This window comes from Demequina sediminis (assembly GCF_039545075.1).
In the GTDB taxonomy this organism is placed as follows: Bacteria; Actinomycetota; Actinomycetes; order Actinomycetales; family Demequinaceae; genus Demequina; species Demequina sediminis.
The window spans coordinates 1-23,852 of the sequence record NZ_BAABRR010000014.1; the positions used below are offsets into that span (position 1 = coordinate 1).

General features: G+C 70.9%; 24 protein-coding genes. 11 read left to right on the forward strand and 13 right to left on the reverse strand.

Features of this window, described 5'->3' with window-relative positions:
* Window positions 1–221 precede the first annotated feature (221 nt).
* A complete protein-coding gene (locus ABEA62_RS11370; protein WP_286215563.1) occupies window positions 222–497 on the reverse strand; it encodes a hypothetical protein in 276 nt (91 codons plus the stop codon).
* An 816-nt stretch (window positions 498–1,313) separates the two neighbouring features.
* Here ABEA62_RS11370 and ABEA62_RS11375 point away from each other — a divergent pair.
* The gene (locus ABEA62_RS11375; protein WP_286215565.1) at window positions 1,314–2,615 is read left to right on the forward strand and encodes an ISL3 family transposase; all 1,302 of its coding nucleotides are present in this window, start codon (window positions 1,314–1,316) and stop codon (window positions 2,613–2,615) included.
* On the opposite strand, the gene ABEA62_RS11380 is transcribed toward ABEA62_RS11375, so the two are convergent.
* The gene (locus ABEA62_RS11380; RefSeq protein WP_286215567.1) at window positions 2,604–2,828 is read right to left on the reverse strand and encodes a hypothetical protein; all 225 of its coding nucleotides are present in this window, start codon (window positions 2,826–2,828) and stop codon (window positions 2,604–2,606) included. The genes ABEA62_RS11375 and ABEA62_RS11380 overlap by 12 nt on opposite strands.
* A gap of 739 nt (window positions 2,829–3,567) precedes the next feature.
* Here ABEA62_RS11380 and ABEA62_RS11385 point away from each other — a divergent pair.
* Both ABEA62_RS11385 and ABEA62_RS11390 read left to right on the forward strand, forming a co-directional pair.
* Window positions 3,568–3,849: a hypothetical protein gene (locus ABEA62_RS11385; protein ID WP_286215568.1), complete on the forward strand. Its 282-nt coding sequence runs from the start codon at window positions 3,568–3,570 to the stop codon at window positions 3,847–3,849.
* A 163-nt stretch (window positions 3,850–4,012) separates the two neighbouring features.
* Window positions 4,013–4,828 (forward strand): nucleotide-binding protein, encoded by an 816-nt coding sequence (locus ABEA62_RS11390; protein WP_286215570.1) that lies wholly within the window; start codon window positions 4,013–4,015, stop codon window positions 4,826–4,828.
* A gap of 448 nt (window positions 4,829–5,276) precedes the next feature.
* Here ABEA62_RS11390 and ABEA62_RS11395 read toward each other — a convergent pair whose 3' ends face one another.
* From ABEA62_RS11395 to ABEA62_RS11415, 5 genes are read right to left on the reverse strand one after another with little or no spacing between them, the layout of a single operon-like run.
* Complete coding sequence (locus ABEA62_RS11395) at window positions 5,277–6,230, reverse strand: pirin family protein (RefSeq protein ID WP_345380195.1); 954 nt, start codon at window positions 6,228–6,230, stop codon at window positions 5,277–5,279.
* On the reverse strand, window positions 6,227–6,517 hold the full coding sequence (locus tag ABEA62_RS11400) for a GNAT family N-acetyltransferase (protein WP_286215571.1): 291 nt from the start codon (window positions 6,515–6,517) through the stop codon (window positions 6,227–6,229). The genes ABEA62_RS11395 and ABEA62_RS11400 overlap by 4 nt, the downstream gene beginning before the upstream one ends.
* Window positions 6,517–7,218 carry a CE1759 family FMN reductase gene (locus ABEA62_RS11405; RefSeq protein ID WP_345380198.1) on the reverse strand — a complete coding sequence of 234 codons (702 nt, stop codon included), beginning with the start codon at window positions 7,216–7,218 and terminating at the stop codon, window positions 6,517–6,519. The genes ABEA62_RS11400 and ABEA62_RS11405 overlap by 1 nt, the downstream gene beginning before the upstream one ends.
* Complete coding sequence (locus ABEA62_RS11410) at window positions 7,215–7,724, reverse strand: MarR family winged helix-turn-helix transcriptional regulator (protein WP_286215573.1); 510 nt, start codon at window positions 7,722–7,724, stop codon at window positions 7,215–7,217. The genes ABEA62_RS11405 and ABEA62_RS11410 overlap by 4 nt, the downstream gene beginning before the upstream one ends.
* Before the next feature lie 10 nt (window positions 7,725–7,734).
* A complete protein-coding gene (locus tag ABEA62_RS11415; RefSeq protein ID WP_286215574.1) occupies window positions 7,735–8,922 on the reverse strand; it encodes an LLM class flavin-dependent oxidoreductase in 1,188 nt (395 codons plus the stop codon).
* A 192-nt stretch (window positions 8,923–9,114) separates the two neighbouring features.
* Between ABEA62_RS11415 and ABEA62_RS11420 the strand changes: the two genes are divergently transcribed.
* Window positions 9,115–9,468 carry an ArsR/SmtB family transcription factor gene (locus ABEA62_RS11420; RefSeq protein WP_286215576.1) on the forward strand — a complete coding sequence of 118 codons (354 nt, stop codon included), beginning with the start codon at window positions 9,115–9,117 and terminating at the stop codon, window positions 9,466–9,468.
* Window positions 9,465–11,105 carry a SulP family inorganic anion transporter gene (locus ABEA62_RS11425; protein ID WP_345380201.1) on the forward strand — a complete coding sequence of 547 codons (1,641 nt, stop codon included), beginning with the start codon at window positions 9,465–9,467 and terminating at the stop codon, window positions 11,103–11,105. The genes ABEA62_RS11420 and ABEA62_RS11425 overlap by 4 nt, the downstream gene beginning before the upstream one ends.
* A gap of 4 nt (window positions 11,106–11,109) precedes the next feature.
* On the opposite strand, the gene ABEA62_RS11430 is transcribed toward ABEA62_RS11425, so the two are convergent.
* The 3 genes from ABEA62_RS11430 to ABEA62_RS11440 are packed head-to-tail and all read right to left on the reverse strand — an operon-like array spanning window position 11,110 to window position 15,820.
* Entirely contained in the window at window positions 11,110–12,330 is a 1,221-nt protein-coding gene (locus ABEA62_RS11430; RefSeq protein WP_286215577.1) for an MFS transporter, read from the reverse strand.
* An 8-nt stretch (window positions 12,331–12,338) separates the two neighbouring features.
* Entirely contained in the window at window positions 12,339–13,583 is a 1,245-nt protein-coding gene (locus ABEA62_RS11435) for an MFS transporter (protein WP_286215579.1), read from the reverse strand.
* The gene (locus tag ABEA62_RS11440; protein ID WP_286215580.1) at window positions 13,580–15,820 is read right to left on the reverse strand and encodes a glycoside hydrolase family 3 N-terminal domain-containing protein; all 2,241 of its coding nucleotides are present in this window, start codon (window positions 15,818–15,820) and stop codon (window positions 13,580–13,582) included. Before ABEA62_RS11440 ends, ABEA62_RS11435 begins: the two co-directional genes overlap by 4 nt.
* Before the next feature lie 120 nt (window positions 15,821–15,940).
* Between ABEA62_RS11440 and ABEA62_RS11445 the strand changes: the two genes are divergently transcribed.
* The 3 genes from ABEA62_RS11445 (at window position 15,941) to ABEA62_RS11455 (ending at window position 18,005) form a co-directional block, all read left to right on the forward strand.
* Window positions 15,941–16,525: a TetR/AcrR family transcriptional regulator gene (locus tag ABEA62_RS11445; RefSeq protein WP_286215581.1), complete on the forward strand. Its 585-nt coding sequence runs from the start codon at window positions 15,941–15,943 to the stop codon at window positions 16,523–16,525.
* 172 nt (window positions 16,526–16,697) lie between these two features.
* Window positions 16,698–17,282, forward strand: a complete 585-nt coding sequence (locus tag ABEA62_RS11450) for a DoxX family protein (RefSeq protein WP_286215582.1) — start codon at window positions 16,698–16,700, stop codon at window positions 17,280–17,282.
* Between the two features lie 177 nt (window positions 17,283–17,459).
* Window positions 17,460–18,005 carry a hypothetical protein gene (locus ABEA62_RS11455; RefSeq protein ID WP_286215583.1) on the forward strand — a complete coding sequence of 182 codons (546 nt, stop codon included), beginning with the start codon at window positions 17,460–17,462 and terminating at the stop codon, window positions 18,003–18,005.
* On the opposite strand, the gene ABEA62_RS11460 is transcribed toward ABEA62_RS11455, so the two are convergent.
* Genes ABEA62_RS11460 through ABEA62_RS11470 form a run of 3 tightly spaced genes read right to left on the reverse strand, consistent with a single transcriptional unit; the run spans window position 18,002 to window position 21,118 of the window.
* On the reverse strand, window positions 18,002–18,841 hold the full coding sequence (locus ABEA62_RS11460; RefSeq protein ID WP_286215585.1) for an SGNH/GDSL hydrolase family protein: 840 nt from the start codon (window positions 18,839–18,841) through the stop codon (window positions 18,002–18,004). The genes ABEA62_RS11455 and ABEA62_RS11460 overlap by 4 nt on opposite strands.
* A gap of 10 nt (window positions 18,842–18,851) precedes the next feature.
* On the reverse strand, window positions 18,852–19,976 hold the full coding sequence (locus tag ABEA62_RS11465) for a glycosyltransferase (protein WP_286215586.1): 1,125 nt from the start codon (window positions 19,974–19,976) through the stop codon (window positions 18,852–18,854).
* Complete coding sequence (locus tag ABEA62_RS11470) at window positions 19,973–21,118, reverse strand: glycosyltransferase family 4 protein (RefSeq protein WP_345380208.1); 1,146 nt, start codon at window positions 21,116–21,118, stop codon at window positions 19,973–19,975. The genes ABEA62_RS11465 and ABEA62_RS11470 overlap by 4 nt, the downstream gene beginning before the upstream one ends.
* 140 nt (window positions 21,119–21,258) lie before the next feature.
* On the opposite strand from ABEA62_RS11470, the gene ABEA62_RS11475 reads away from it, so the two are divergent.
* From ABEA62_RS11475 to ABEA62_RS11485, 3 genes are read left to right on the forward strand one after another with little or no spacing between them, the layout of a single operon-like run.
* The gene (locus tag ABEA62_RS11475) at window positions 21,259–21,909 is read left to right on the forward strand and encodes a copper resistance CopC family protein (protein WP_286215587.1); all 651 of its coding nucleotides are present in this window, start codon (window positions 21,259–21,261) and stop codon (window positions 21,907–21,909) included.
* 11 nt (window positions 21,910–21,920) lie between these two features.
* Window positions 21,921–22,604 carry a metal-dependent transcriptional regulator gene (locus ABEA62_RS11480; RefSeq protein WP_286215588.1) on the forward strand — a complete coding sequence of 228 codons (684 nt, stop codon included), beginning with the start codon at window positions 21,921–21,923 and terminating at the stop codon, window positions 22,602–22,604.
* On the forward strand, window positions 22,601–23,815 hold the full coding sequence (locus ABEA62_RS11485; RefSeq protein WP_286215589.1) for an MFS transporter: 1,215 nt from the start codon (window positions 22,601–22,603) through the stop codon (window positions 23,813–23,815). Before ABEA62_RS11480 ends, ABEA62_RS11485 begins: the two co-directional genes overlap by 4 nt.
* Window positions 23,816–23,852 lie beyond the last annotated feature (37 nt).

The window sequence follows — 23,852 nt, forward strand, 5'->3', positions numbered from 1 at the left end:
TCACGCCGATACTCCGGCGTATACGTCTTCCTCTTCTTCGTGCCCATCACGGACATCCTCCCCGACAGGCACTCGCTCACGCGAAACCCGTCTGGTCAGTGTCCGGAATCCGGGGTCAACCCCAGGGTGTCCGGGTGGGGTTGTAGCTGGCCGGGACGATGCGCGGGGTGTCCGTTGAGAGCGCTGCGGGCCTTACGGGACGCGTGCCCGCGCGAGTCACCTCAGATTGACAACACCGACTCGCGAAAGAGAGTCGCGTCGCTGTAGACCTTGTGAGCGACGTGGAGCACATTTCCGTCGAACTTCCAGTAGGCGCCTTCGACAGGAAGCACGACCATGTAGGTAAGCGTCGGCAAGTGCAGCGCTGTGTCCTCGGCCGCTAGCCAGATCGGGTTGCGCGCGAGCGGAGGGGCAAGCGATTGGATCGCGCGTTTGGCGGATGGCGACCAAGATCGCCAGACAATGACTGCTCCGGCCTCCGCGATCAGCGAGAGCACTTGCTCCGTGACGTCAGGCGAGGACTAGGCGGTAGGTGTGCGACTGAGCGTCTCCCACGCCTGTCGGGCGGCCGACTCAGCGTGTGGTGAGGGGTTCCTGTCGAGCGACCCGAAATCTGGCGGCGGCGCGCATGGCGGCGCAGCCGCGGCGATCGGGAGCCGCCATGCGTCCCGCAGGAACAGCACGCCCCAGAGATGTGACGGCGCGGCAACTCGGATCTCGGGGCGCGCTGTTGCACTCATGGGACTACCCCTCTCGTCGAGTAGTAGATGTAATCGCCATCACCGGGGACCTTCGATGCGCAGACCGCCCCGTTGGCTAGGACAGCACTTCCCGGCGCGAGTACTGCGTCTTAGCGTCGCTGGAATGCCAGTCCAGTCCAGGATGCCTTCCACCCGGTGCGGAAGCGAAGGCCGCCACTCCAGTTGTGGGCACAGCTCCCCATGGTGGCCCGCTACGGCGAGAAGACGGCGCTGGGTGTATCGGCCCAGCCTGCGGTGGCTCTGCGCTCCACTTCGCCGATATCGCACAGATGGCGCCACGACAACGGGAGTAACTCGTGAATGGACCCGCATGGTGGGCCTGCGCCCGTCAGCCACTCTCTCGGCCTGGTAGGGGAGCACCGTCGAGGAAAGCCTCGTATGCGACGAGGGCATCGTCGTCGATCTCGGTCGTCCGTGGCCCGTACCGTGTATCGCTTTGGTGGCTCTTCGCAAATGAGGCTGTAGCGCTGTCCCGGGGGTGGGTGGTTGGGGGTAGGGGTCGAGGTCCCCCAGGATGGAAGTTCTCACACTCACCGTCTGGAAGACCTCGACTTGTCTCACGCTACCTTCGCCGCGCCCGATCTCACGACCTTCTGCAACCTCGACGCCCTTGGCCTGATCGTCACCGGGCAGCGGATCGACGGCGACCGGGCGGTGCTCGAGTGCCGCGTTGCCGACCCGGATGACCTGTGCCACGAGTGCGGGAACCGGGGCGTGTCGCGAGGCACGCAAGATCGCCAGCTCGCGCATGAGCCGTTCGGGTGTCGGCCCACGACGCTGCTGGTGCGCGTGCGCAGGTTCCGATGCGATCCATGCGGACGGTTCTGGCTCGACGACCTCCGCGCGGCTGCAGAGCCGCGCGCGAAGGTCTCTCGCGGCGGCCTGACCTGGGCGCTCAGGGCGCTCGTCGTGGACCACCTGAGCATCTCCCGGATCGCGGCGGGGCTCGGCGTCGCATGGCACACCGCGAACGACGCGGTCCTGACCGAAGGGCACCGCCAACTCATCAACGACCCCACCCGCTTCCACGGCGTCGCGGTCATCGGGGTCGACGAGCACGTGTGGCGACACACCCGCTACGGCGGCAACTACGTGACCGTCATCATCGACCTCACCCCGGTACGCGACGGCGTCGGCCCCGCCCGGCTGCTCGACATGATCCCCGGGCGGTCGAAGGCCACGTTCCAGACGTGGCTGGCCGAACGCCCCCGATGCTGGCGCGAGCGGATCGAGTCGATCGCCATGGACGGCTTCAGCGGGTTCAAGACCGCCGCAGCCGAAGAGCTCCCGACCGCGACCGCCGTCATGGACCCGTTCCACGTCGTGCGTCTCGCCGGCGACGCCCTCGACCAGTGCCGCCGGCGACTGCAGCAAGCCATCCACGGCCACCGGGGACGGACCGGCGACCCGCTGTACATGTCGCGGCGGATCCTGCACACCGGGCTGGAGTACCTCACCGACCGCCAGCGGGCCCGACTCGACGCGCTCTTCGTGGAAGACGCACATGCTGAGGTCGAGGTCACCTGGGCCGCCTACCAGCGCATCATCACCGCTTACCGCCACCCCGACCGCGCGACCGCGAAGCGCGACTTCGCAAGCCTCATCGAGTCCCTGCGCACCGGCGTGCCAGCCGCCCTGGTCGAACTGCGACGCCTCGGGCGAACCCTGAGCCATCGCGCCGCCGACGTCCTCGCGTACTTCGACCGGCCAGGGACCTCGAACGGGCCCACGGAGGCGATCAACGGCCGACTCGAGCACCTCCGCGGATCCGCCCTGGGGTTCCGAAACCTCACCCACTACATCACGAGATCGCTACTCGAGACCGGAGGCTTCAGGCCACTCCTACAGCCCTAAATGCGAAGAGCCGCTTTGGTCCCGCTTCGGGCCCGAAAGCCAGAACCGCTCGTCGGTGTCGACGTCAAAGAAGTTGGCATCGAACATTCCCGGCCAACGTCGCAACTCACGGCCGCGATACTTGGCGGTCCTGAATGAGCGGTTGAAGTCGACCCAGCCAATCCAGGATGGTCCACGATCGATGTCAAAGCCGGTCTTCAGCTGAATGAACATGAGGCGCCTGGGCATGGAGCCAATGGTGGCGCATGTGGAGTTCCGGCAGCCGAGGACGCGCTCTCAACGCGCGGGCAGAACTTCGCACGGACCAGCCGGCTGCCGAGGGAAACACCTCGTCGTCCCACCGCCCGCAGGCGGTCGGGGCCTTTCACTACTGCGCCGCGGACCTCACTCGCATCGTGGGCATTTTCCGGCCAGCGCGCAAGCGTCGTGGCCCAATCGGGCCCAAGGTGCGACGCACAGACCAGCGCTCAAGCATCAGCGTCTCGAGCCACGCCATTCCACTCGCCGACCCGAGCCAAGGGGCCCAGTAGTCGGTGTCGCCGTACGCAAGCCAGTTTGGGGTATGCAGTTCGAGATAGACAGCGTCGCCTTCGAAGTAGAGCTCAAGCGTCGATGCCGTTCCTGAGGCCGTGCATTTCAGTGACGGCATGAATGGTGCGCCCATCGCTGGCCCGACTGCCGTTTCGAACCTCACATCGTGGCCAGCGCGCCTGATGCGCTCCTCAATGCGCTGCCTCCAGACGGCAAGGCTCTCGGCTTCACGTCCCTCCACGTGCATGAGCATAGGAGTGAGGAGTCTCTGATGGCAGCGAGCCGGTCGACTTGAGCCATGGCCGTGCGAAGGCGCCCAATGGAATGAGTCGATGCGCCCCCAACGGGCGAAGCAGTACGCCTAGGTGCCTATATGCACGCGCTCATGACTTGGGAGCGCTCCAGCGTCTAGGTGGGGTTCATGAGCGCGGTCGTTGAACAACAGAGGTCGAAGCGCAGGCACCTGTTCGCTGCCCTAGTCGCGGTCCCGACGATTGTGCTCATGGCGGTCGCGGTGTCTTGGTACTGGTCTGTGGGTTGGCATCGTGCGAGTTCGGTCTGCACCACGGACGCTGCGGTGCCGGCGGGTGTGTCCGGCGGCTCGATGGATCAGGCCTGGTCGTGGGTGCCCCTCGGATTCGCGTGCACGTGGCCTGCCGGCGACGGCGACGACTCGTTCACGATCGTCAAGGCGTGGTGGTAGCACGTCAGTTCGGCTCTAGTGCCAGATGTCAAGAGGTCGGCACGCTTGGACCTACCGCCACGCCCAAGGGAGCAGCTCGTGAGTGCATCCTGAGGAAACGGAGAGATCACATCCGCGCGCCTTGACAACACACGGCGTCGGTTGGCCGCGATAGAGTCACGACGTGGCCCAACAAATCAAACTGAGTAGATCGTTTGTCAAGACGCGATTAGAGCGCGCCACCCTCGAAGCAATTCTGACCGAAGCCCGTGCCACTCTCGGCGCGGCTGGTGAGGATCCGGACAGCCAGCTGCTCAAGGTGCAGCGCGGCGCCGACCAATGGACGCTTCCAGACGAACGGCAATTCCTGGCCGAGATTGGCAACGGATACTCGTCATATCACGCCTGGATCAAGTGGGGTTCCAAGGGTTCACTCGATCTCTTCTACGCAAGCGACTTCACGATAGAGATAATGGCTCCCGAGCGTACCGCTGTCGAGTCGGTCGCCCAGATGATCGCGCAGAAGCTTGGCGAGGGTGTCGTCGAGTGGGCGCCTGAGGTCCCTCTACGCGTTTTCATTGGCCACGGTCGATCAGGCGCTTGGAATGAACTGAAGCAGCACCTAATCGATATCCACCACATCGAAGTCGAAGCCTACGAAGTCGCTGCGCGGGGCGGATACACGATCCGCGAGGTGCTGGATTCGATGCTTCGTAGTTCCACGTTGGCGTTCCTCGTGATGACCGCCGAGGACGCACAGGCGGATGACACCATGCGCGCTCGCCAGAACGTGGTCCACGAGGTGGGGCTGTTCCAGGGGCGCCTTGGATTCAGCCGTGCCGTAATCCTCAAGGAGGCTGGAGTCGAGTTGTTCTCCAATGTGGATGGAGTTCAGTACATCGAGTTCTCCGCGGGAAACATCCGGGAGTGCTTCGGTGACGTCCTCGGAGTCATCAACCGAGAGTTTCCTGCCCTCCGACGCTCGCGCCCCTTGACTTGAAGTGGCAACGTTACTCGGGGGGGCAACCTAGCCACCTACGGTACTGTCACGCCTGCCCACGGTGCTCGCGCCAGACTCGGGCGTGGATTCGATACCGGAGGCCTCGGCGGTGGAGCGTGCCTGGTCCACCCGCTCCGACGCGCGGGCTTGACCCGCGCAGGTGCGGGGGCACCTTAGTCAGCACCTCACGAGGTAGCGGGCTGACGGCGCGCGTGGAGCCGCGATGCTGAGGGTCTCGGGTGGATGCCAGGCCACTGAAGCCGTACGGGCGAGGCGTTGACGCTGTCGGTGGCGTGCGCGGCACCTTGGCGCGGCGCGAGAGCCACAGTGGCTCCGACTCTGGTGGGTAAGTGGACGGGGCGCTCCCGACAATGGAGTGCCTCTGTGCACGCGTAGTCGCGTTCAGCGGCAAGTGGCCGCGCGCGACGTCGACCTCACGCGGGCCCGTTCAGGCTGTCCGCATGCGCGGCGTGAGCCGCACCTCCGGCATGGGCGGCGCGGGGATGCGAGTGTCGTGGCCAGGGACCTCCGCGAACCTCCCGGTGCGCCCGTTCCAGTCGTGCCACGCGGCCACGATCTCGTCGTGGGTGCGGCCCACGAAGTTCCACCACATCACCAGCGCGTCAGGAAACGGCTCGCCCCCGAGCAGCGCCACGGTGGCGCCCGCCGCGGAGCTCAGCGTGATCTCGGTGCGGTCCGTGCCCAGGTAGAGGATGCCGTCCGGGGGAGGGGCGCCGAGGGTCCCAGTGGTATCGGCCACCGTTCCGTCCGCCACCTCGATGTCACCCGAAACGGCCACCACGCCGTGCTCCCACTCGGGATTCAGCGGCACCCGGACGGTCGAGCCCGCCGGAATCGCGATCTCGGCACCTACGATCGGCGTGTACGTCGTCGCGGGCGACTCCACGCCCGCCAGCACGCCCATGATGACGGTGGCCACGGCATCGTCCCCGCGCAGCGCGCGCAACCCCACCGTCGGCAGAGACGCGTGTGTCTCGAAGCCCGGCGCGCTGTGGCGCGCCTCCTCGGGGAGCGCGACCCAAAGCTGGAGCGCGTCGAGCGGCGCCGGGTCCTCGCCCAGGGAGTACTCGGAGTGCGCGATCCCGTGGCCGCTCGTCATGAGGTTGAGTGCGCCGCGGCGCAGCACCACGTCCGAGCCGAGCCCGTCGCGGTGGCGCACCTCTCCCACGAGCGGCCACGTCACCGTCTGCAGCCCGATGTGCGGGTGCGGCTCAACGCGCATCACGGCCTCCTGCGGGCCGAACCTGTCGAGGAAGCACCACGCCCCGATGGTCGGCAGTCCGCGCTGCGGGAGCGACCGGCGCACCTTCATGGCGCGCAGGCCGCCCAGCGGCACCTCGCGCGCCTCGAGCGTGAGCGCCATCGGGCCGGGGCGGGTCATGACTCGGGCCACTCCACGCGTGCCCCGGGGACGTCGTGGCGGCGCAGGTAGCGCGCCATGAAGGGGCACAGGGGGACGATGCCCTCGCCGCGGGCGGCGGCATCCTCCAGGGCGCCCTTCGCGAGCGTGGTGCCGAGGCCCTGGCCCTCGAAGGCGCCGTCGATCTCGGTGTGGGTGAAGACGGCCCGACCCTCGCGCAGGCGGAACTCCGCGAAGCCGGCGAGCGCGCCGTCGACCGTGATCTCGTAGCGCGACCGCTCGTCGCTGCGGGTGACCTCGACGGTCATCAGGCCCTCCTGGGATCGAATGGGTCGTCATCGGCGCTGCGGAGCGAGCCGCCCGTCGCCAACTTCATCATGTCGGAGTCGAGCGAGATGTCGAGCTCGGTGCCCCCCGCGGAGCCGTACGTGTGCTGGTAGGCGCCCCAGGCATCGTCCCTCACGGAGCGCGCGAAGCCGGACTCCATGAGGAGGACCAGCTCGCGTGCGGCGCGGTCGATGCGTGTGCCGAGCGCGGCGTCCGTCCAGTCCTCGGTCGAGGCGAACAGGCTGGTCGGCACGGGCAGCGTGCGCAGGTAGGCGAACAGCGAGCGCATCTCCTGGTCGACCACGAGCGCGTGACGTGCCGTGCCCGCCGTCGCCGCGAGGATGACGGGCTTGCCGATCAGGAGGTCGTTGTCGAGCACCTGGAAGAAGCTCGTGAACAGCCCGGACGCGCCGGCCTTGTACACCGGCGCCGCCGCGATGATCGCGTCCGCGGCGAGCAGGGCGTCCACGGCGCGCGTGAACTTGGCGCCCAACAGCTGGTTGGACATCGCGGCCGGGAGCTCGGGCAGGAGCTCGCGCAGGTCGACGGTGGTGACGCTCACGGCGTGACCGTGCTCGCGGGCGAGGGAGGTCACGCGCTGCGTGGCGCGGTCGGCGAGCAGGCGGGTCGACGAGGGATCGGAGACGCCGGCGCTCACCACGACAAGGCGGAAGTCGGTCATGAGGGGTCCTTTGCGGGGTCGGCAAGAAGCTTGAGGGAGAGGGACTCGAGGAGTAGTAGCTCGTCGTCGGTGAGCCGGGAGGTGAGCGCCGCGGCGACCGCTGCGCCGTGGCCGCGGCCCACGCGACGCTGGACGGCACGCCCGGCATCGGTGAGCGACAGGTGGGCGGCGCGGGCGTCGGACGGATCCGCGCACCGCGCCACCAGCCCGCGCTCGACCAGCCGGTCCACCAGGCGGGACAGTCCCGGCTGGCTGAGCACCACGTGCCTGCCCAGGTCGCCCAGGCGCTGCGGGGTGTCGCACTTGGAGAGCGTGTAGAGGACGTCGTATTCGCGCATCGACAGGTCCTCCCACACGTCGTCCGCCGCGAACTGGCGCATGAGCGTCCCGTGTGCGCCGAGCGCGGCCTCCCACGCGTCGTTGGCCAGGCGCGTGCGGCCCCGAGTGGGGGCCGCGTCCCGGGTGGGGGCCGCGTCCCGAGCGGGTGTCGCGAGCGAGGTGGTCATGACGTGCTCCCTAGAGGCTCGGGTACGCGGAGACCTCGGTCTCCGAGTCCTGGTACGGCGAGCCGCCCGTGACGTTGTCGCCGCGGTTGGCGTTGGGGCGCGGCTGGCGCGGCTCGGCGTCGCCGTACTTGGCGCGCACCAGGTCCGCGTGCGACGGCGGGTTCGACGGGGCCTCGGGGTCGCGACGCGCCTCGAGCTCCGCGCGCAGCACCGGCACCACGTGCTCGCCCAGCAGGTCGAGCTGCTCGAGGACGGTCTTGACGGGCAGGCCCGCGTGGTCGACCAGGAACAGCTGGCGCTGGTAGTCCCCGAAGGCGTCGCGGAAGGTCAGCGTCTTGTCGATGACTTCCTGCGGGCTGCCGACGCTCAGCGGCGTCATCTCCTCGAAGTCCTCCATCGTGGGGCCGTGGCCGTAGACGGGGGCCTCGTTGAAGTACGGGCGGAACTGGTCGTGGGCGTCCTGCGAGTTCTTCGCGATGAAGGCCTGACCGCCGAGCCCCACGATCGCCTGCTTGCGCGTGCCGTGGCCGTAGTGCTCGAAGCGCTGGCGGTAGAACGTGATGAGGCGCTTGTAGTGCTCCTTGGGCCAGAAGATGTTGTTCGCGAAGTAGCCGTTGCCGTAGAACGCGGCCTGCTCGGCGATCTCGGGGGTGCGGATCGAGCCGTGCCACACGAACGGCGGGACGTCGTCCAGCGGACGCGGCGTCGAGGTGAAGCCCTGCAGCGACGTGCGGAACTGGCCCTCCCAGTCGACCACGTCCTCGCGCCACAGGCGGTGGAGCAGGTTGTAGTTCTCGAGCGCGAGCGGCAGGCCCTGGCGGATGTCCTGGCCGAACCACGGGTACACGGGCGCGGTGTTGCCGCGGCCCAGCATGAGGTCCATGCGTCCCTTGGTGAGGTGCTGGAGCATCGCGTACTCCTCGGCGAGGCGCACCGGGTCGTTGGTCGTGATGAGCGTGGTGCTCGTGGTGACCGTGAGCTTCTCGGTGAGCGCGCCGATGTGGCTCAGCAGCGTCGTGGGCGAGGAGCTGAAGAACGGCGGGTTGTGGTGCTCGCCGATCGCGAAGACGTCGAGGCCCACCTCCTCCGCGTGGACCGCGATCTTCACGATCGCGTCGATGCGCTCCGCCTCCGAGGGCGTGTAGCCGCTGACCGGGTCACGCGTGATGTCCGAGACGGACATGATGCCGAACTGCATGGTGTGCCTCCTGGGGATCCGTTCGGCTCGGGGGAGCCGCTGCTGGCGATTATATGCGTACGCATGTAATAACGCGAGGGGGCGGGTTTCATTCCCCGCGGGCGCGGGGCCGGCAGGGGGACGATGCCGGGGATGGGTGGTCGGGACGTCGGGCCCGGGCCTTGCTGCTGGCTGACTTGATAAAGTCATCATATGGAAACCGGACGGCCGCTCAACGAGGTCAAGGCGGACCTCTTCAAGGGTCTCGCTCATCCCGTGCGCATCAGGGTGCTCGAGCTGCTCGCCGAGTCGCCCGAGCGCACGGTGGCCGACCTCCTCGCTCACACCGGACTCGAGGCCTCGCACCTTTCTCAGCACCTCCGGGTGCTGAGGGGTTACGGGCTGGTCGCGTCCGAGCGGCGCGCGTCGAGCGTGTCGTATCGGCTCGCGCACGCCTCGGTCGCGGACCTCCTCGACGCGGCACGGCTGCTCCTGGGTGACGTGCTCGCGGAGCGTCGCGCGCTCGCGGACCTTCACGACGCCCACCTCGACGCCGCTCGCTCATGACCGCGGTCGGATGGCGTGCGCTGCTGCCGTCGCGCGCGGACTACGCGGGGCTGCGAGGATCCTGGCGCGCCGATCTCCTGGCGGGAGTGACGGTCGGAATCGTGGCGCTTCCCCTCGCGCTCGCCTTCGGGGTGTCCTCGGGTGCGGGCGCGGAGGCGGGACTCGTCACGGCGATCGTCGCGGGCGTCGTCGCAGCCGTCTTTGGCGGCTCGCCGGTCCAGGTGTCCGGGCCCACCGGCGCGATGGTCGTGGTGCTCGCGCCCGTGCTCGCGGCGCGAGGCGCGACTGCGCTCGCGCTCGTGACCGTGCTCGCGGGTGTCATGGTGATCGCGCTCGGCGTGTCGCGGCTGGGCCGGCTCGTGGGCCTCATCCCGTGGCCCGTCCTCGAGGGCTTCACGCTCGGCATCGCGATCATCATCTTCCTGCAGCAGGTGCCCGCGGCGATCGGGGTTCCGGCCGGCGGTCACGGCTCCAACGCGGCGGCGGCCGCGGTCGATGCGCTGCTCGACGCGCGCGTCGAGACGGCCTGGCCCGCGCTCGCGATGGCGGCCGCCGTCGCTGCCATCATGGTCGTGATGCCGCGCCTCACTCGTGCGGTGCCGGGGTCGATCGTTGCGGTCGTGGTGGTGTCGGTCGCCGCGGTGACCGCGGACGCCGCGGGCCTCTTCGCCGCCCCCGTCCCGAGCATCGGCGCACTGCCCGCGGGACTCCCCGCGCCCGGCCTCGCGCTCCCGACCCTCGCGGAGGTGACGTCCTTGCTGGCGCCCGCCGCGACCATCGCGGCGCTCGCGGCGATCGAGTCGCTGCTCTCGGCGCGCGTGGCCGCGTCCCAGACCGGGGGCGGCTACGACGCGGATCGCGAGCTCGTGGGTCAGGGGCTCGCCTCAGTCGCAGCCGGACTGTTCGGGGGCATGCCCGCGACCGGGGCGATCGCGCGGACCGCGGTCAACGTCCGGGCGGGGGCGCGCACGCGGCTCGCGGCCGTGGTGCACGGCGTGGTGCTGCTCGCGGTGGTGGCGGTCGCGTCCGGCGTGGTGTCGCGGATTCCGCTTGCCGTGCTCGCGGGGGTGCTCATGGTGACGGCCATCTCGATGGTGCACCGGCGCACGGTCGCGGCCGTGATGCGGGGCTCGCGGCAGGGTGCGGTGGTGTTCGTCCTCACCGCGATCATCACGGTGAGCGTGGACCTCATCTATGCGGTCGGAATCGGGATGGCCGTGGCGGCCTTCCTCGCGCTGCGCGCGGTGTCGAACTCGGCGGGCGTGCACCGGGAGGAGCTGCCCGGCGGCGCGCACGCCGGCGACGAGTGGATCGCGTTGCTCCGCCTCGACGGGGCGCTGTTCTTCGGCGCGGCCGAGCGCGTGCTCGAGCGCGTGTCGCGCGTCGAGGGCGCGCGCGTGGTGATCCTGCGCATGTCGCAGGTCGACCTGCTCGACGCGACCGGCGCGCAGCTGCTGGCCGAGGTCATCGCGAGCCTGCGCCGCCAGGGCGTGACGGTGCTGCTCAAGGGGATCCGGCCCGAGCATCGGCGCGTGCTGCTCCATGCGGGCGCGCTCGAGGAGCCGCGCGTGGGGGAGACAGTGTTCGAGACGCTCGACGGCGCGGTGGCGCGGGCCAGGGAACTGGTCGCGGGCTGAGGAGTCACCTGGAGGGTGCCGGAACCCGGCGGCCCTCCATCGCACCCGCGAGCGCCACGACCAAGAGTCCGAAGACCGGCACGAGGGTGAGTCCCACCCGGAGGCTGGTCGCGTCGGCGATCGCGCCGACCACCGGCGGCGAGAGCAGGAACGCGAGGCGCAGGAGCCACGACAGCATGGTGAGTCCGGTGCCTGCACGTAGCCCCGGCAGGCGGTCCGCAGCGTGCATCGCGCCGGGAATGAGCGTGGCGATGCCGAAGCCCGCCGCGCCGAATCCCAGCACGGTGCCCCACGAGGTGGGAATCGCGAGCGCGAGCCCCATGCCGACCGCGACGAGCGCGCCGCCCCAGCGGGCCACCGCGCGCTGGCCCCAGCGGTCGACCATGCGGTCGCCGAGGAGGCGCCCCACGAACTGGAAGCCCTGGAGAGAGACGAAGGCGAGGGCGGCGAACGTCGCGCCCGCGAGGAGCTCGTCGCGCAGGTAGATCGCGGACCACGTGGCCGCGGCGTCCTCGGCCCAGCCGCCCGCGAGCGCGATGACCGTGAGCGCGCCGAGCAGGCCCCACGTGCGCACCGGGATGCGCCGCAGGGGCACGTGCTGAGGATGGGGGAGTGCGGTCTCGTCGGCGCCCTCTTCGCCCGCGTGCTGCGGTTCGGGGCCCGCGAGCAGCATCGGATACGCGACGGCATTTGCCGCGAGGACCAGCACCAGCCCACCGAGGAACTGCCACGGCACCGCGACCCCAAGCCCGGCAGAGAGGCCGCCGATGAGGCCGCCCGCGACAGCGCCGATCGACCACAGCGCGTGGAACGCGTTGAGGATCGATCGCCCGTAGAGCCGCTGCACTCGCAGGCCGTGCGCGTTCTGCGCGACGTCGACCCACGCGTCAGTCACGCCCACCACGAACAGCGCCGCGCCGAAGGTCCACACGTTGGGCGCGAGGCCCGCGGCGAGCATGGCGGCCGCCGAGAAGACCATCGTCACGGTCGCGACCCGCGACGACCGGAAGCGCCGGATCATCGCGGCCGCCGTGAGGCCGAGCGCGAGCGCCCCGATCGGCCACATCGCCATCGCGATGCCGAGCGTCCCGTAGGAGACGCCCAGCTGGTCGCGCAGCTCGGGCACGCGCGGGGCGAATCCGCCCAGCACGATTCCGTTGGTGAAGAAGATGATCGAGACGCCCACGCGCGCGCGGCGCAGGTGGACCGGAACGGCGGTCGACACGGTTTCTCCTACATCGGGCCGGAGGGCGGGTTCATGGGCAGGCTGGGCTCGAGGCGGTCCGCCGCGCGGCGCGTCGAGAGCGCCCCGGCGAGCGCCACGATGAGCAACCCGGCCGCGGTGACCAGCAGCAGGCCCACGCGCAGGCTCGAGGCGTCCGCGATGGCCCCCACGACCACGGGCGACAGCATGAAGCCCAGCCGCAGCGCCCAGCTGAGGATCGCGAGTCCGGTGCCGGCCCGGAAGCCGGGGAGCTCGTCGGCCGCGTGCATCGCCACCGGAATCGTGGCGGCGACGCCCAGGCCCGCAAGGCCGAAGCCGACGATCGTGAGGGGCACGGAGGGCCACGCGAGCGCGACGCCCATCCCGACGGCCGTGATCGCGCCGCCCACACGGATGACGAGTCGCGCGCCGTAGCGGTCGATGAGCCGGTCGCCCACGAGCCGGCCCACGAAGTGCATCGCCATGAGCGCGACGAAACCGAGCGAGGCGAGCGTGGGCCCGGCCAGGAGCTCGTCCTGGAGGTAGCTCGCGGACCACGAGATGCCGGCATCCTCGACCCACGCGCCCGCGATCGCGATGAGTCCCAGCAGCGCGAGCGCGAGCCACGTGCGCGCGGACACCTTGGGGAAGGCGCGCGCGTGGGCGTCGCTCGCGGCGGCAGGCTGGGGATCGGCGCCCTTGAGGAGCAAGCGCGCGCAGCCGAGGTTGATGATCACGACGATGACCGCGACCACGCCCAGGTGGGTCGCGACCGGGATCCCGAGCCCGGCCGCGGCGCCGCCCATGAGTCCGCCGACCGCCGCTCCCACGCTCCACATGCCGTGGAACGCGTTGAGGATCGACCGGCCGTACTCGCGCTGGACGCGCAGCCCGTGGGCGTTCTGGGCGACGTCGACGATCGAGTCGATCGCCCCCACCGCGAACAGCACGGCGGCGAACACGATGCCGTGGGGCGCGAGGCCCACGAGGAATGCCGCGATGCCCATCGCGATCATGGTGGTCACGCCGACCATGCGCGAGGAGTAGCGGCGGATGATCGCGGCGGCCGTGAGGCCCACGACGAGCGCGCCGAAGCCGCTGAACGTCAGCGCGATCCCGAACTCGCCGTAGCTGAGCCCGATCGTGCGCCTGATCTCGGGATAGCGCGGCGCGAGGTTGGCCCAGATGAGCCCGTTGGTCATGAACAGCAGCGTCACGCCCAGGCGCGCGCGCCTGAGCTCGGGCGTCACCGCCGCGGCGGAGGTCACGCTCACGCGGTGACCTCGAGGTCACCGACCAGGAGGTCCGCGAGGCGCGAGGACGGGCCCACGAGCACCTGGAAGGCTCCCGGCTCGACCACGCGCTCGCCGCGCGCGGTGACGATGCTGCACGCCGCGACGGGGATGCGCACCGTCGCGTCGACCGACGCTCCGGGGGCGACCTCGACCTGCGTGAAGCCCTTGAGTTCGCGGTCCGCCCAGGTGGCCGAGCTGGTGACGTCGCGGATGTATGCCTGCACCGTCTCGAGCATAGGGCGAGCGCCGGTGTTGGTGAGCGTCACGGTCGCCTCGATCTCGCCGTCGAGGCCCAGCGTCGACTCCGCGAGGCGCAGGTTCGCGAACTCGATCGTGGAGTACGAGCGGCCCTCGCCGAAGACCCAGCGCGGCTCCTGCGTGAGGTCCGCGTAGCGGTAGCCGTGCTGCGCGTCGATCTGGTTGTAGAACGTGGGCTGCTGGCCCACGTGACGCGGCCACGAGATCGGCAGCCGGCCGCTGGGCTCGATCGCGCCGAACACGAGCTCCGCGACGGCGGTGCCTCCGGCCATGCCGGGGTTGGCCGCCCACACGATCGCGGCGGCGCGCTCGGCGGACGCGGGCAGCACGTGCGGCTTCGACGCGAGGATCACGAGCACCACCGGCGTGCCCGTCTCGACCAGCGCATCGAGCAGCGCGACCTGGCCGCCCAGCAGCTCGAGGGTCGCGGTGGACTTGCCCTCGCCCACGAGCTCGATGCGATCGCCCAGCACGGCGACCACGGCATCGGCCCCTCGCGCCACCTCGACGGCCTCCGCGATCATGGCCTCGTCGGGCCCCACGGGGAACGCGATGTGGGGGCGCGGCTGGCCGTCGGGGAAGAACGCGCCCTTGGGGTCGGGGCCGGTCGTGATGATCTCGGCGCCGCGCGCGTACGTCACCTCGGAGCCGGCGGGCGCGAGAGCGCGCAGCCCGTCGAGCACGGTGGTGATCATCTCGCGGGGGTGGCCCTCGGTGAGCCAGTCCGCCTGGCCCGATGCGCCCGCCCAGTCGCCCAGCGTGGTGTGCTCGTCGTCGGCGTTGGGGCCCACGACCGCGAGGCGCAGCGGGCGGTCGGCGGGCAGGGGCAGCGTGCCGTCGTTCTCGAGCAGCACGAGCGAGCGGCGCGCGACCTCGAGATTGAGGGCACGATGCGCGGGGCTCGCGATCACCTCGGCCTGACGCGCGGTGTCGGCGAAGCGGGGGTCCTCGAACAGGCCGAGGTCGAACTTCAGGGTGAGGATGCGCGCGACGGCCTGGTCGATCCGCGACTCCTCGAGCAGACCCTGCGCGACCGCCTCCTGCGCGCCCTCGAAGAACGCGGGCGTGGTCATGATCATGTCGTTGCCCGCGTTGACGGCGGCTGCGGCCGCCTGCGCGTAGTCGGGGAACAGGCGCTGCTCGCGCACCAGGTTGCCCACGTTGTCCCAGTCGGTGATGAGGGTTCCCGTGTAGCCCCACTCGTCGCGCAGGACGTCGTTCAGCAGCCACTCGTTGATCGTGATCGGCACGCCATCCGTCGACTGGTAGCCCAGCATGAAGGTCGCGCAGCCCGCGCGCGCCATGCGCTCGAACGGCGGCAGGTACCACGAGCGCAGCTTGCGCCGCGAGATGTCGGCCTCCGACGCGTCGCGGCCGCCCTGGGTCTCGGAGTAGCCCGCGAAGTGCTTCGCGGTCGCAAGGATCGCGGTGCGGTCGCCCAGGCCCTCACCCTGGTAGCCGCGCACCATCGCGGCACCCAGCTCGCCCAGCAGGTACGGGTCCTCGCCGAAGGTCTCCGACACGCGCCCCCAGCGCAGGTCGCGCGCGATGCACAGCACGGGGGAGAAGGTCCAGTGAATGCCGGTCGCTGCCACCTCGACCGCGGTGGCCCTCGCGACCCGCTCGAGCAGGTCGGGGTCGAACGTCGCGGCCATGCCCAACTGGGTCGGGTAGATCTCCGCGCCCTTGAAGAACGAGTGGCCGTGGATGCAGTCCTCGCCGATCAGCAGGGGGATGCGCAGCCGGGTCTGCTCGACCAGCGCATGCGCCTGCTCGAGGCGCTCGGGGGAGGCGTGCAGGATCGAGCCCACGTGCAGCTTCTCGATGAGGTGGGGGACGCCGTCATAGGTGTGCATCTGCATCATCTGCCCCACCTTCTCGGGCAGCGTCATGCGGTCCAGCAGGTCCGCGACGCGCTCGGACGTGGGGAGGGTGGGGTCGAGGTAGGCGGCGGTCACGCTGGTTCCTTGTCTCACGGCGGTGGAAGAGGGGTGGTACTTTCCTCAAGTTCTACCACATGGTAAAACAGTTCTCGAAACGATGCGACGGGCGGCCGATGCGGCGCCGAGGAGGGTGAGATGGTGGCGGCTCGCGAGTTGTCGGACAAGGGCGCCGAGACTCGCACGCTCATCCTCGACACGGCGATGGAGCTGTTCGCGACCCAGGGCTACCTGGGGACCTCGGTGCGCGAGGTCGCGGCCCGCTGCGGGCTCACGCATCCGGCCCTCATCTATCACTTTCCCGCGAAGGCCGACCTCCTGATGGAGGTGCTGCGCCGGCGCGACGACACCGAGGGCCGCGAGGTGCACCTCGATGATCTGCGCGGCACGGAGGTGCTCGATCACCTGGTCGAGACGGCGCGGCGAAATGCCGGCCGGCGCGGGATCGTCGAGCTGTACGCGACGCTGTCGGCCGAGGCCTCCACGCGGGCCCACCCCGCTCACGACTACTTTGTCGAGCGCTACGAGGGGCTGCGCGACCGGCTCACCCGCGCCTACGCGCAGGCCGTCGAGGACGGGCGGATGCGGGCCGGGATCGAGCCGACCGTGGCCGCGACGCAGGTGATCGCGCTCATGGACGGCCTCCAGGTGCAATGGCTCCTCGACCCGAGCGTCGACATGGTCGGCGCACTGGCCGCCCACCTCGCAAGCCAGCGGGCGTGACCGGGCGGGCGCGGCATCGTCCCTCGTCAGGGGTTGTTTTGCGACAGGTGGACAACTGTTTCGAAAGGTCGGGACCGAGGTCCCGTGAGAGGTAGGTGATGCGTCAATAGTCTCGTTCCCACGTGCTATCCCCAGCACGGAGGGCCCCCGGCCCATCCAAAGGAGCAGACTCATGGCAGACAACACTTCGACCGCGGAGCCCGCGGTCTCGACCCGCAGCAACCTCGGCTGGAAGCTGCTGAGCATCACGCGCATCGCGCTGGGCTTCTACTTCCTGTGGGCCTTCCTCGACAAGATGTTCGGGCTCGGCCGCTCGGTGTGTTCGATCAAGGATGACGCCGGCGTCATCACGGGCACCGACTACTTCTGCGACTCCGCCTGGATCAATGGCGGTCGCGTCACCGAGGGCTACCTGGTCTACGGCGGCAACCCCACCAGCCCGTTCCACGACTTCTTCGTGAACCTGGGCGGCCAGGCCTGGACCGACGTCCCGTTCATGCTCGGCCTGCTGGGCGTGGGTCTCGCGCTCATGCTCGGCATCGGCACCAAGGTGGGTGCCTGGTCCGCCGGCGCGATGCTGGTCTTCATGTACCTCACGCAGATGTGGCCCGGCACCAACCCGATCCTCGACGAGCACCTCATCTACGCCGTCGCGATCGCCGCGATCGTGCTGGTGGAGCTCGAGCGCCAGGACATCGGCCTCGGCTCGTGGTGGCGCAAGCTGGCGATCGTGAAGAAGAACGCCTGGCTCGTGTAGTTCACACGCGGACATCGGCGCCCCGGCGGGCTTCCCGCCGGGGCGCCGTGCCGTGTGACGGCATTCCCGGCGGCGGGCGTGTTTCCAGCGACGATGCGGGACCCGGGGCTACGGTGGAGGGGCGGACAACGACGTCCGTTGCGTCATCGGACCATCCCATCTCACCGGGAGGCACTCATGACCACCAGCGACACCGCCGTAGCGGCGACTCGCAGCCGAGCCGGATGGGTGCTGCTGAGCATCACCCGCATCGCGCTTGGCTTCTACTTTCTCTGGCCCTTCCTCGACAAGCTCATCGGGCTCGGCTACTCCGTGTGCCGCCAAGAGGACAACTCGATCGAGGTCATGTGTGATCGCGCATGGCTGTCGGGTGGCCACGTCACCGAGGGCTACCTCGGATCCGCGACCGGTCCGCTCGCGGACTTCTACGCCGACCTCGGCACCCAGCGGTGGACCGACTGGGTCTTCATGATCGGTCTGCTCGGCATCGGGCTCGCGCTCATGCTCGGGATCGGCACCAAGATCGCGGCGTGGGCCGCTCCCGCGATGCTGCTCATGATGTACACGTCGCATCTGTGGCCCACGACCAACCCGTTCCTCGACGATCACATCATCATGGCCCTCGCGATCCCCGCGATCGTGCTCGTCGAACTCGAACACCAATCGATCGGGCTCGGGCGGTGGTGGCGGCGCGTCGTCGGCGACCGTCGCTGGCTGATCTAGGCCTCGGCGCCCCACGCGCGGGTGGCGGCCCCGCCTCCACCCGCTCCGTGGCGGCGGGCCGTGCCGCCGCGACGGGCCACCCGGCTCGCGCGGCGCTCGGCCTGAAGCTCGCGCGCCACGACCATCGTCACCTGGGGGATGAGGTCCCTGCTGCGCTTGAGCGCCCACGGCAGCCCGTTGACCGCGAGCCACGCCGCGACGGCCGCGCGGCTCGGCGGCCGCGGCGGTGCCGGCGTGTCGTGGAGGCGCGGCCACTCGTCCTCGAGCGCGGACGCCGCGGCCCCTGCGAGGGCCCGATGCCCGAGCGGCGAGGGGTGGATGCGGTCGATGTGCCACGCGCGACGCCCCAGCGACGCGAGCAGGGTCGCGCCGTCGATCACGTCGACGTCGGTGTGCTCGACCGCGCGCGCGATCGCGGCATTCGCCTGACCGATCCGCCGGGCCATCGCCTCCGCGACCGCGCGCGGGGCGACGTCGAACAGGCCGATCCTGTCGAGAGAGACGGTGACGATCCTGCGGCCGGGACGCTCGAGACGGTCCACTGCCTCGCCCAGCGCGAGCTCGACCTCGATGGGGGAGAAGTCGCCCCTCAGCACGTCGTTGCCGCCCACCGTGAGCAGCACCACGTCCGGGCGCTCCATGAGCGCGCGCGGCACCTGGGTCGCGAGCATGTCGCGCGCCCGCGCACCATTGGCGGCCAGGTTGGTGAAGTGGGAGGCGCCCAGCGAGCGCGCGGCGAGCGCCGCCCAGCCCACGTCTCCCCGTGAGCGCTGCACGCCGTCGCCCACGCCCAGCGTGATCGAGTCGCCCAGCGCCACCACTCGGGGTCCGCTCATGCCGTCCTCCTCACCGTGTCCCCGCGAGTGCGCTCGCGTGGATCGCGCGCATCCTCGCCACCGTGGTCTCCCACGGGAAGCACTCCGCCCGGGCCCGCGCGGCGAGCCGACGCTCCCGGCCGTCCCTCGCGAGCAGCGTCTCGACGGCATCGGCGAATCCCACGGGCGTGCCCGCGGCGGCGACACCGGACTCGGCGATTACCTCGGGCAGCGCGGATGCCGCGTTGACCACGGCGGGCGTGCCCGAGGCGAGGCCCTCGAGGGCGGCGAGGCCGAACGTCTCGATGGGCCCGGGAGCGAGGAGTACGTCCGCGGTCGCGAGCAGCGACGCGAACGAGCGCCTGTCGCCCACGAATCCCAGGAAGTCGACGGGGAGGCCGCGCGCGCGGCGGCGCAGGTCGCGATCGAGCGGGCCGGCGCCAGCGACCACGAGCCGCACGGCCCGGCCGCGGCGCGTGAGCTCGCGGACCGCGTCCACGGCGAGGTCGGGCCGCTTCTCGGGGGAGAGCCGCGAGGCCATCACGAGCAGGGTCTCGCGGTCGGCGGCGAGAGCACGGCGCGCGAGGGCGCTCGCATGGCGCGGGTGGAACGTGTCGAGGTCGACCCCGAGCGGTACCGTCTCGACCGTCGCCCCTGCGCGGCGCAGCTCCTCGCCCGCGTACGACGTGGTGGCGACCAGGGTGTCGAAGCGGGAGGACAGCCCGCGCGTGTGCGCCCTCGCGAGCGGGGCGACCAGGGGCGACAGGGCGCGCGGGAGCGCGGAGGCGAGCACGCCATCGGCGCGCTCGTGGGCCGTGAAGGTCGCGACGATGCCGCGCCCGCGGGCCCACGCGCCCAACCGCGCGAGCGTGGTGCGGTCCGAGACCTCGAGCACGTCGGGGGCGAAGTCCGTGAGCGCGTCGCGCACCGCACCCACGCGGGTGATGACGCGATAGCCGCCCGATCCTGGCAACACGGGGCTGTGGAGCGTGACGACGCGACCGTGGGCGGTGAGCGTGTCCGAGTCCTCGTCTCCCGGCACGATCAGCAGTACCGTGTCGCCGCAGTCCTGGTAGCCGCGGCCCAGCGCGCGCAGCGCGGTGCGTAGCCCGCCCGAGCGTGGGCCGTAGAAGTTGGCCACCTGCGCGATTCTCATCGCGTCGCCGTTCCTGTGGTCGTGCCCGACGTTGCGCGCGCCGCGATCGCGGACTCGTAGTGGTCGACGAGAGCCTCGCAGACCCGCGGCCACGTGCGCCCCTCGACGGAGATGCGCGCGTGAGCGCCCTGGATGAGCCGCAGGTCCGTGTCCTCGACCAGCATCGCGACCGCGGCCTCCATCCGGTCGAGCCGGCCGGGCTCGTAGAGGAAGCCGTTCGAGCCGTGGTCGATGAGGTCGATCGGGCCGCCGCGGCGCGGGGCGATCACCGGCACGCCCGAGGCCAGCGCCTCCTGGACGGACTGACCGAACGTCTCGAGCTCTCCCGGGTGCACCATGACGTCGAGGCTCGCGACCGCGCGCGCCAGTTCCCCGCCGCCCAGGAAGCCGGCGAACTCCGCAGACGGCATGAGGCGGCGCAGCCGTGCCAGCTCGGGGCCCTCGCCGATGACGACCAGCCGCACTCCCGGCAGGCGCGCGATCCGGGCGAGGTCGCCCACGCGCTTCTCGTTCGCGAGCCGGCCCACGTAGCCGACCACGACCTCGCCGCGCGGCGCCCACCTGGCGCGCAGGGCATCGTCCCGATGCGCGGGGGAGAAGCGCGTGGTGTCGACGCCGCGCGGCCACAGCCGCAGCCGCTCGACGCCCATGTCCTCGAGCTGGCTCATCGCGGCGGTCGAGGGCGCGAGGGTCACGTCCGCGGCCGAGTGGATGGCGCGCACGCGGGCCCACAGCAGGGGCTCGCCCCACGGGGCGCGGTAGGCCGCGGCGTACGAGGGGACATCGGTCTGATAGATCGCGACCGTGGGCAGCCCCGCATCCGCCGCGGCCCTCACGGCCGCCCAGCCGAGCATGAATGGCGAGGCGAGGTGCACCACGTCGGGGGCGTGGGCCTCGAGGAGTCGGGTGACGCCGCGGACGCTCGACAGCGCGACGCGGACGTCGCGATAGCCGGGCCAGCCGACGGCGGGGACGTGGACCACGGGAGCGCCCGCGACGGCGTCCGGAGCACCGGGCGCCTCGGGGGCGATGATGACCGCCTCGTCGCCGCGGGCGGCGAGGTGATCGAGCACTCGCAGCAGCGAGTGGGTGACGCCGTTCGTGTGCGGCAGGAACGACTCTGCGACCAGCGCGACCTTCACGACTGCCAGTCTTCGGGCCGCGGGCGACGGCGCGGTTGCCGCGTGCTGGATGTCGCGTGACGGTCGAGTGACGGTTGGGTGACGGGGGCGCCGGTGCGCGGGGACGATGCCGTGATCGCGGGCCGTGGGAGACTTCTGGCATGCCTCACGCCCCCTCCGGACTCGTCCCCCGCGCGCTCGCGGCACTCGCGACCGTGCTGGCAGTCGCCGTGATCGCCGCCCCTCCCGCCGCGGCGCACGCGGCGCTCGTGGGCTCGACCCCCGCGGAGGGCGACACGGTCTCCACGCTGGAGAGCGTCGAGCTCGAGTTCAACGAGCAGCTGCTCGACATCGGCAACGAGGTCGCGCTCGAGGCCCCTGACGGCACCCGGACGCCGCTCGAGGTCGACGGCGAGGTCACCTCGACGCTCACCGCGATCGTGCCCGACGGCGCGGCGGGCGCGGGAACCAACCTGCTGCACTTCCGGGTGGTGTCCGCCGACGGTCACCCGATCGAGGGCACCGTGACCTTCACATACGCGCCGCCCTCGCCCAGCCCCACGCCGAGCGCGAGCGAGTCGCCCGATGCGAGCGAGGAGCCCACGCCCAGCGCGTCCCCGAGCGAGGTCGCGACCCCGACGCCGTCCGCGACCCCGAGCCCCTCCGCGACCGCGGGCGCCGCCGAAGAAGGGCAGGGCGCGAGCCTGTTGCCGTGGCTCGTCGGAGGAGCCGTGGCCGCCGCAGCCGTCACCGCAATCGCCCTCGCCGCCCGCCGCGGCGCGGATCCGAACGGCCCCGCGGGCCAGCACTAGGGAGTCGCCACGTGACCGAGCCGCAGCTCTCTCCCACCGCGGAGGACTACGTCAAGATCGTGTGGAGCGCGACCGAGTGGAGCGACTCCCGCGTCACGACCAAGCAGCTCGCGGAGCGCCTCGGCGTGTCCGCCCCGACCGTCTCGGAGAACGTCCGCAAGCTGGTGGCCGCCGGGCTGCTCGATCATCGCCCGTACGGCGCGATCACGCTCACCGCGGAGGGCGAGCGCAGGGCGCTCGACATGGTGCGCCGCCACCGCCTCATCGAGACCTTCCTGGTGACGCAGCTCGGCTACGGCTGGGATGAGGTCCACGACGAGGCCGAGGTCCTCGAGCACGCGTGCTCGCCGCGCATGATCGACGCTCTCGACCGGCTGCTGGGACATCCCACCCGCGACCCGCACGGGGACCCCATCCCGAGCGCCGCCGGGCGCATCGTCTCCCTCGACGGCACGAATCTCGCGCACGCGGCGCCCGGAGCGTGGACGGTCGCGCGGCTGTCGGACGCCGATCCGGCGGTGCTACGGGACCTCGCCGCCCTAGGATTGACGGTGGACGCCTCGATCCGGGTCATGGACCCGCCCGACCTCGAGGGCGACCGCGGAATCCTCATCGAAACCGCGGAGGCGACCACCGTCGTCGTCCCGCCCGCCACCGCGTCCGCGGTGTGGCTCGTTCCGCAAGGCATCTCATGACTTCTCTTCCCCCGGCCTCCGAGGCCGGCACCCCGCGCTGGCTGCTGCCGCGCACCGCCCACGCCGCTCACCCCGCGCTCGTGCTCGCCGGATTCGTGGTGGCGGGATTCGGGATCGGGCTGTCGCAGCAGGGCGCGTCGGGAGTGATCCTCGACCAGGTGCGCGGCCTCGACACCACGGTCGACATGATCGGCTGGACGATCGTCACGTACGCGCTGGGCGTCGTCGTGGGTGCGCCGCTGCTCATGGTGGGACTCGCGGCGTGGAATCGCCGGAGGCTGCTGCTCACGATGTCGGGGATCTTCGTGGTGACCTCGGTGGCGACGATGCTCGCTCCCACCGTCGAGTCGCTGCTGGTGATTCGCTTCTTCGCGGGCCTGCCGCACGGCGCGCTGCTAGGAACGGCCTCGTACGTGGGCATGCTCGCGCTGGGTCCCGAGCGTCGCGGACAGGTGATCGCGACCATCATGTACGGCCTCACGGCGGCCGCGGTGCTGGGAGTGCCCGGCATGCAGTGGCTGTCCGAGCTCGCCGGCTGGCGCGTGTCCTACGCCGTGGTGACCGCGGTGGGCATCGCGGGTCTCGCGCTGATGTGGGCGTACGTGCCGTCGATCGCCGGCACCGCGAGCGGTGGCTTCCGCGCCGAGCTGTCGGCGCTGCGCGGCCGCGTGCTGTGGACCGCGATCCTGACCATCACGGTGGGCTTCGCCGGCCTGGGCGCGGTGCAGTCCTACATGGTGCCCCTGCTCGAGGAGACCAACGGCTTCTCGACCGGCACGGTGACCGTGGTGCTCATGCTGTTCGGCGTGGGCATGACGATCGGCGCCTTCGTGGGCGGCAAGCTCACCGACCGCTCGGTGCTGCTCACCGCGCGCGTGGGGATCATCGGCGTCGCGGCGGCGTTGGCCGTGCTGGGCGTCGTGGGAGACAGCGGCTGGCCCGTGGTGCCCGCGCTCATGCTGCTCGGCGTCTTCATCCAGACCTTCTCGCAATCGGGGCAGGCGCACCTCATGGACGCGACCCACACGTCGCCGTCGCTAGGGGCCGCGCTGTCGCATTCCGCGCTCAACGCCGCCACGGTGGTGGGCACCGGCATGGGCGCGATCGTGATCGGGCTCGGCTGGGGATTCGTGGCGCCCGTGTGGTTTGCGCTCGGGCTGTCCGCGATCGCGGTCGTGCTGGTCTTCGTGGGTCCCGGCTACCGCCGCTGAGCGACGGTAGCCGTCAGGGACCGTCGCGCCCACTCGT

Excerpts from the sequence above, each read along its gene's own strand:
- ABEA62_RS11380 (WP_286215567.1), bottom strand. The coding sequence starts at position 2,828 with ATGTTCATTCAGCTGAAGACCGGCTTTGACATCGATCGTGGACCATCC.
- ABEA62_RS11385 (WP_286215568.1), top strand. The coding sequence starts at position 3,568 with ATGAGCGCGGTCGTTGAACAACAGAGGTCGAAGCGCAGGCACCTGTTC.
- ABEA62_RS11395 (WP_345380195.1), bottom strand. The coding sequence starts at position 6,230 with ATGACCCGCCCCGGCCCGATGGCGCTCACGCTCGAGGCGCGCGAGGTG.
- ABEA62_RS11400 (WP_286215571.1), bottom strand. The coding sequence starts at position 6,517 with ATGACCGTCGAGGTCACCCGCAGCGACGAGCGGTCGCGCTACGAGATC.
- ABEA62_RS11405 (WP_345380198.1), bottom strand. The coding sequence starts at position 7,218 with ATGACCGACTTCCGCCTTGTCGTGGTGAGCGCCGGCGTCTCCGATCCC.
- ABEA62_RS11410 (WP_286215573.1), bottom strand. The coding sequence starts at position 7,724 with ATGACCACCTCGCTCGCGACACCCGCTCGGGACGCGGCCCCCACCCGG.
- ABEA62_RS11415 (WP_286215574.1), bottom strand. The coding sequence starts at position 8,922 with ATGCAGTTCGGCATCATGTCCGTCTCGGACATCACGCGTGACCCGGTC.
- ABEA62_RS11420 (WP_286215576.1), top strand. The coding sequence starts at position 9,115 with ATGGAAACCGGACGGCCGCTCAACGAGGTCAAGGCGGACCTCTTCAAG.
- ABEA62_RS11425 (WP_345380201.1), top strand. The coding sequence starts at position 9,465 with ATGACCGCGGTCGGATGGCGTGCGCTGCTGCCGTCGCGCGCGGACTAC.
- ABEA62_RS11445 (WP_286215581.1), top strand. The coding sequence starts at position 15,941 with ATGGTGGCGGCTCGCGAGTTGTCGGACAAGGGCGCCGAGACTCGCACG.
- ABEA62_RS11450 (WP_286215582.1), top strand. The coding sequence starts at position 16,698 with ATGGCAGACAACACTTCGACCGCGGAGCCCGCGGTCTCGACCCGCAGC.
- ABEA62_RS11455 (WP_286215583.1), top strand. The coding sequence starts at position 17,460 with ATGACCACCAGCGACACCGCCGTAGCGGCGACTCGCAGCCGAGCCGGA.
- ABEA62_RS11460 (WP_286215585.1), bottom strand. The coding sequence starts at position 18,841 with ATGAGCGGACCCCGAGTGGTGGCGCTGGGCGACTCGATCACGCTGGGC.
- ABEA62_RS11465 (WP_286215586.1), bottom strand. The coding sequence starts at position 19,976 with ATGAGAATCGCGCAGGTGGCCAACTTCTACGGCCCACGCTCGGGCGGG.
- ABEA62_RS11475 (WP_286215587.1), top strand. The coding sequence starts at position 21,259 with ATGCCTCACGCCCCCTCCGGACTCGTCCCCCGCGCGCTCGCGGCACTC.
- ABEA62_RS11485 (WP_286215589.1), top strand. The coding sequence starts at position 22,601 with ATGACTTCTCTTCCCCCGGCCTCCGAGGCCGGCACCCCGCGCTGGCTG.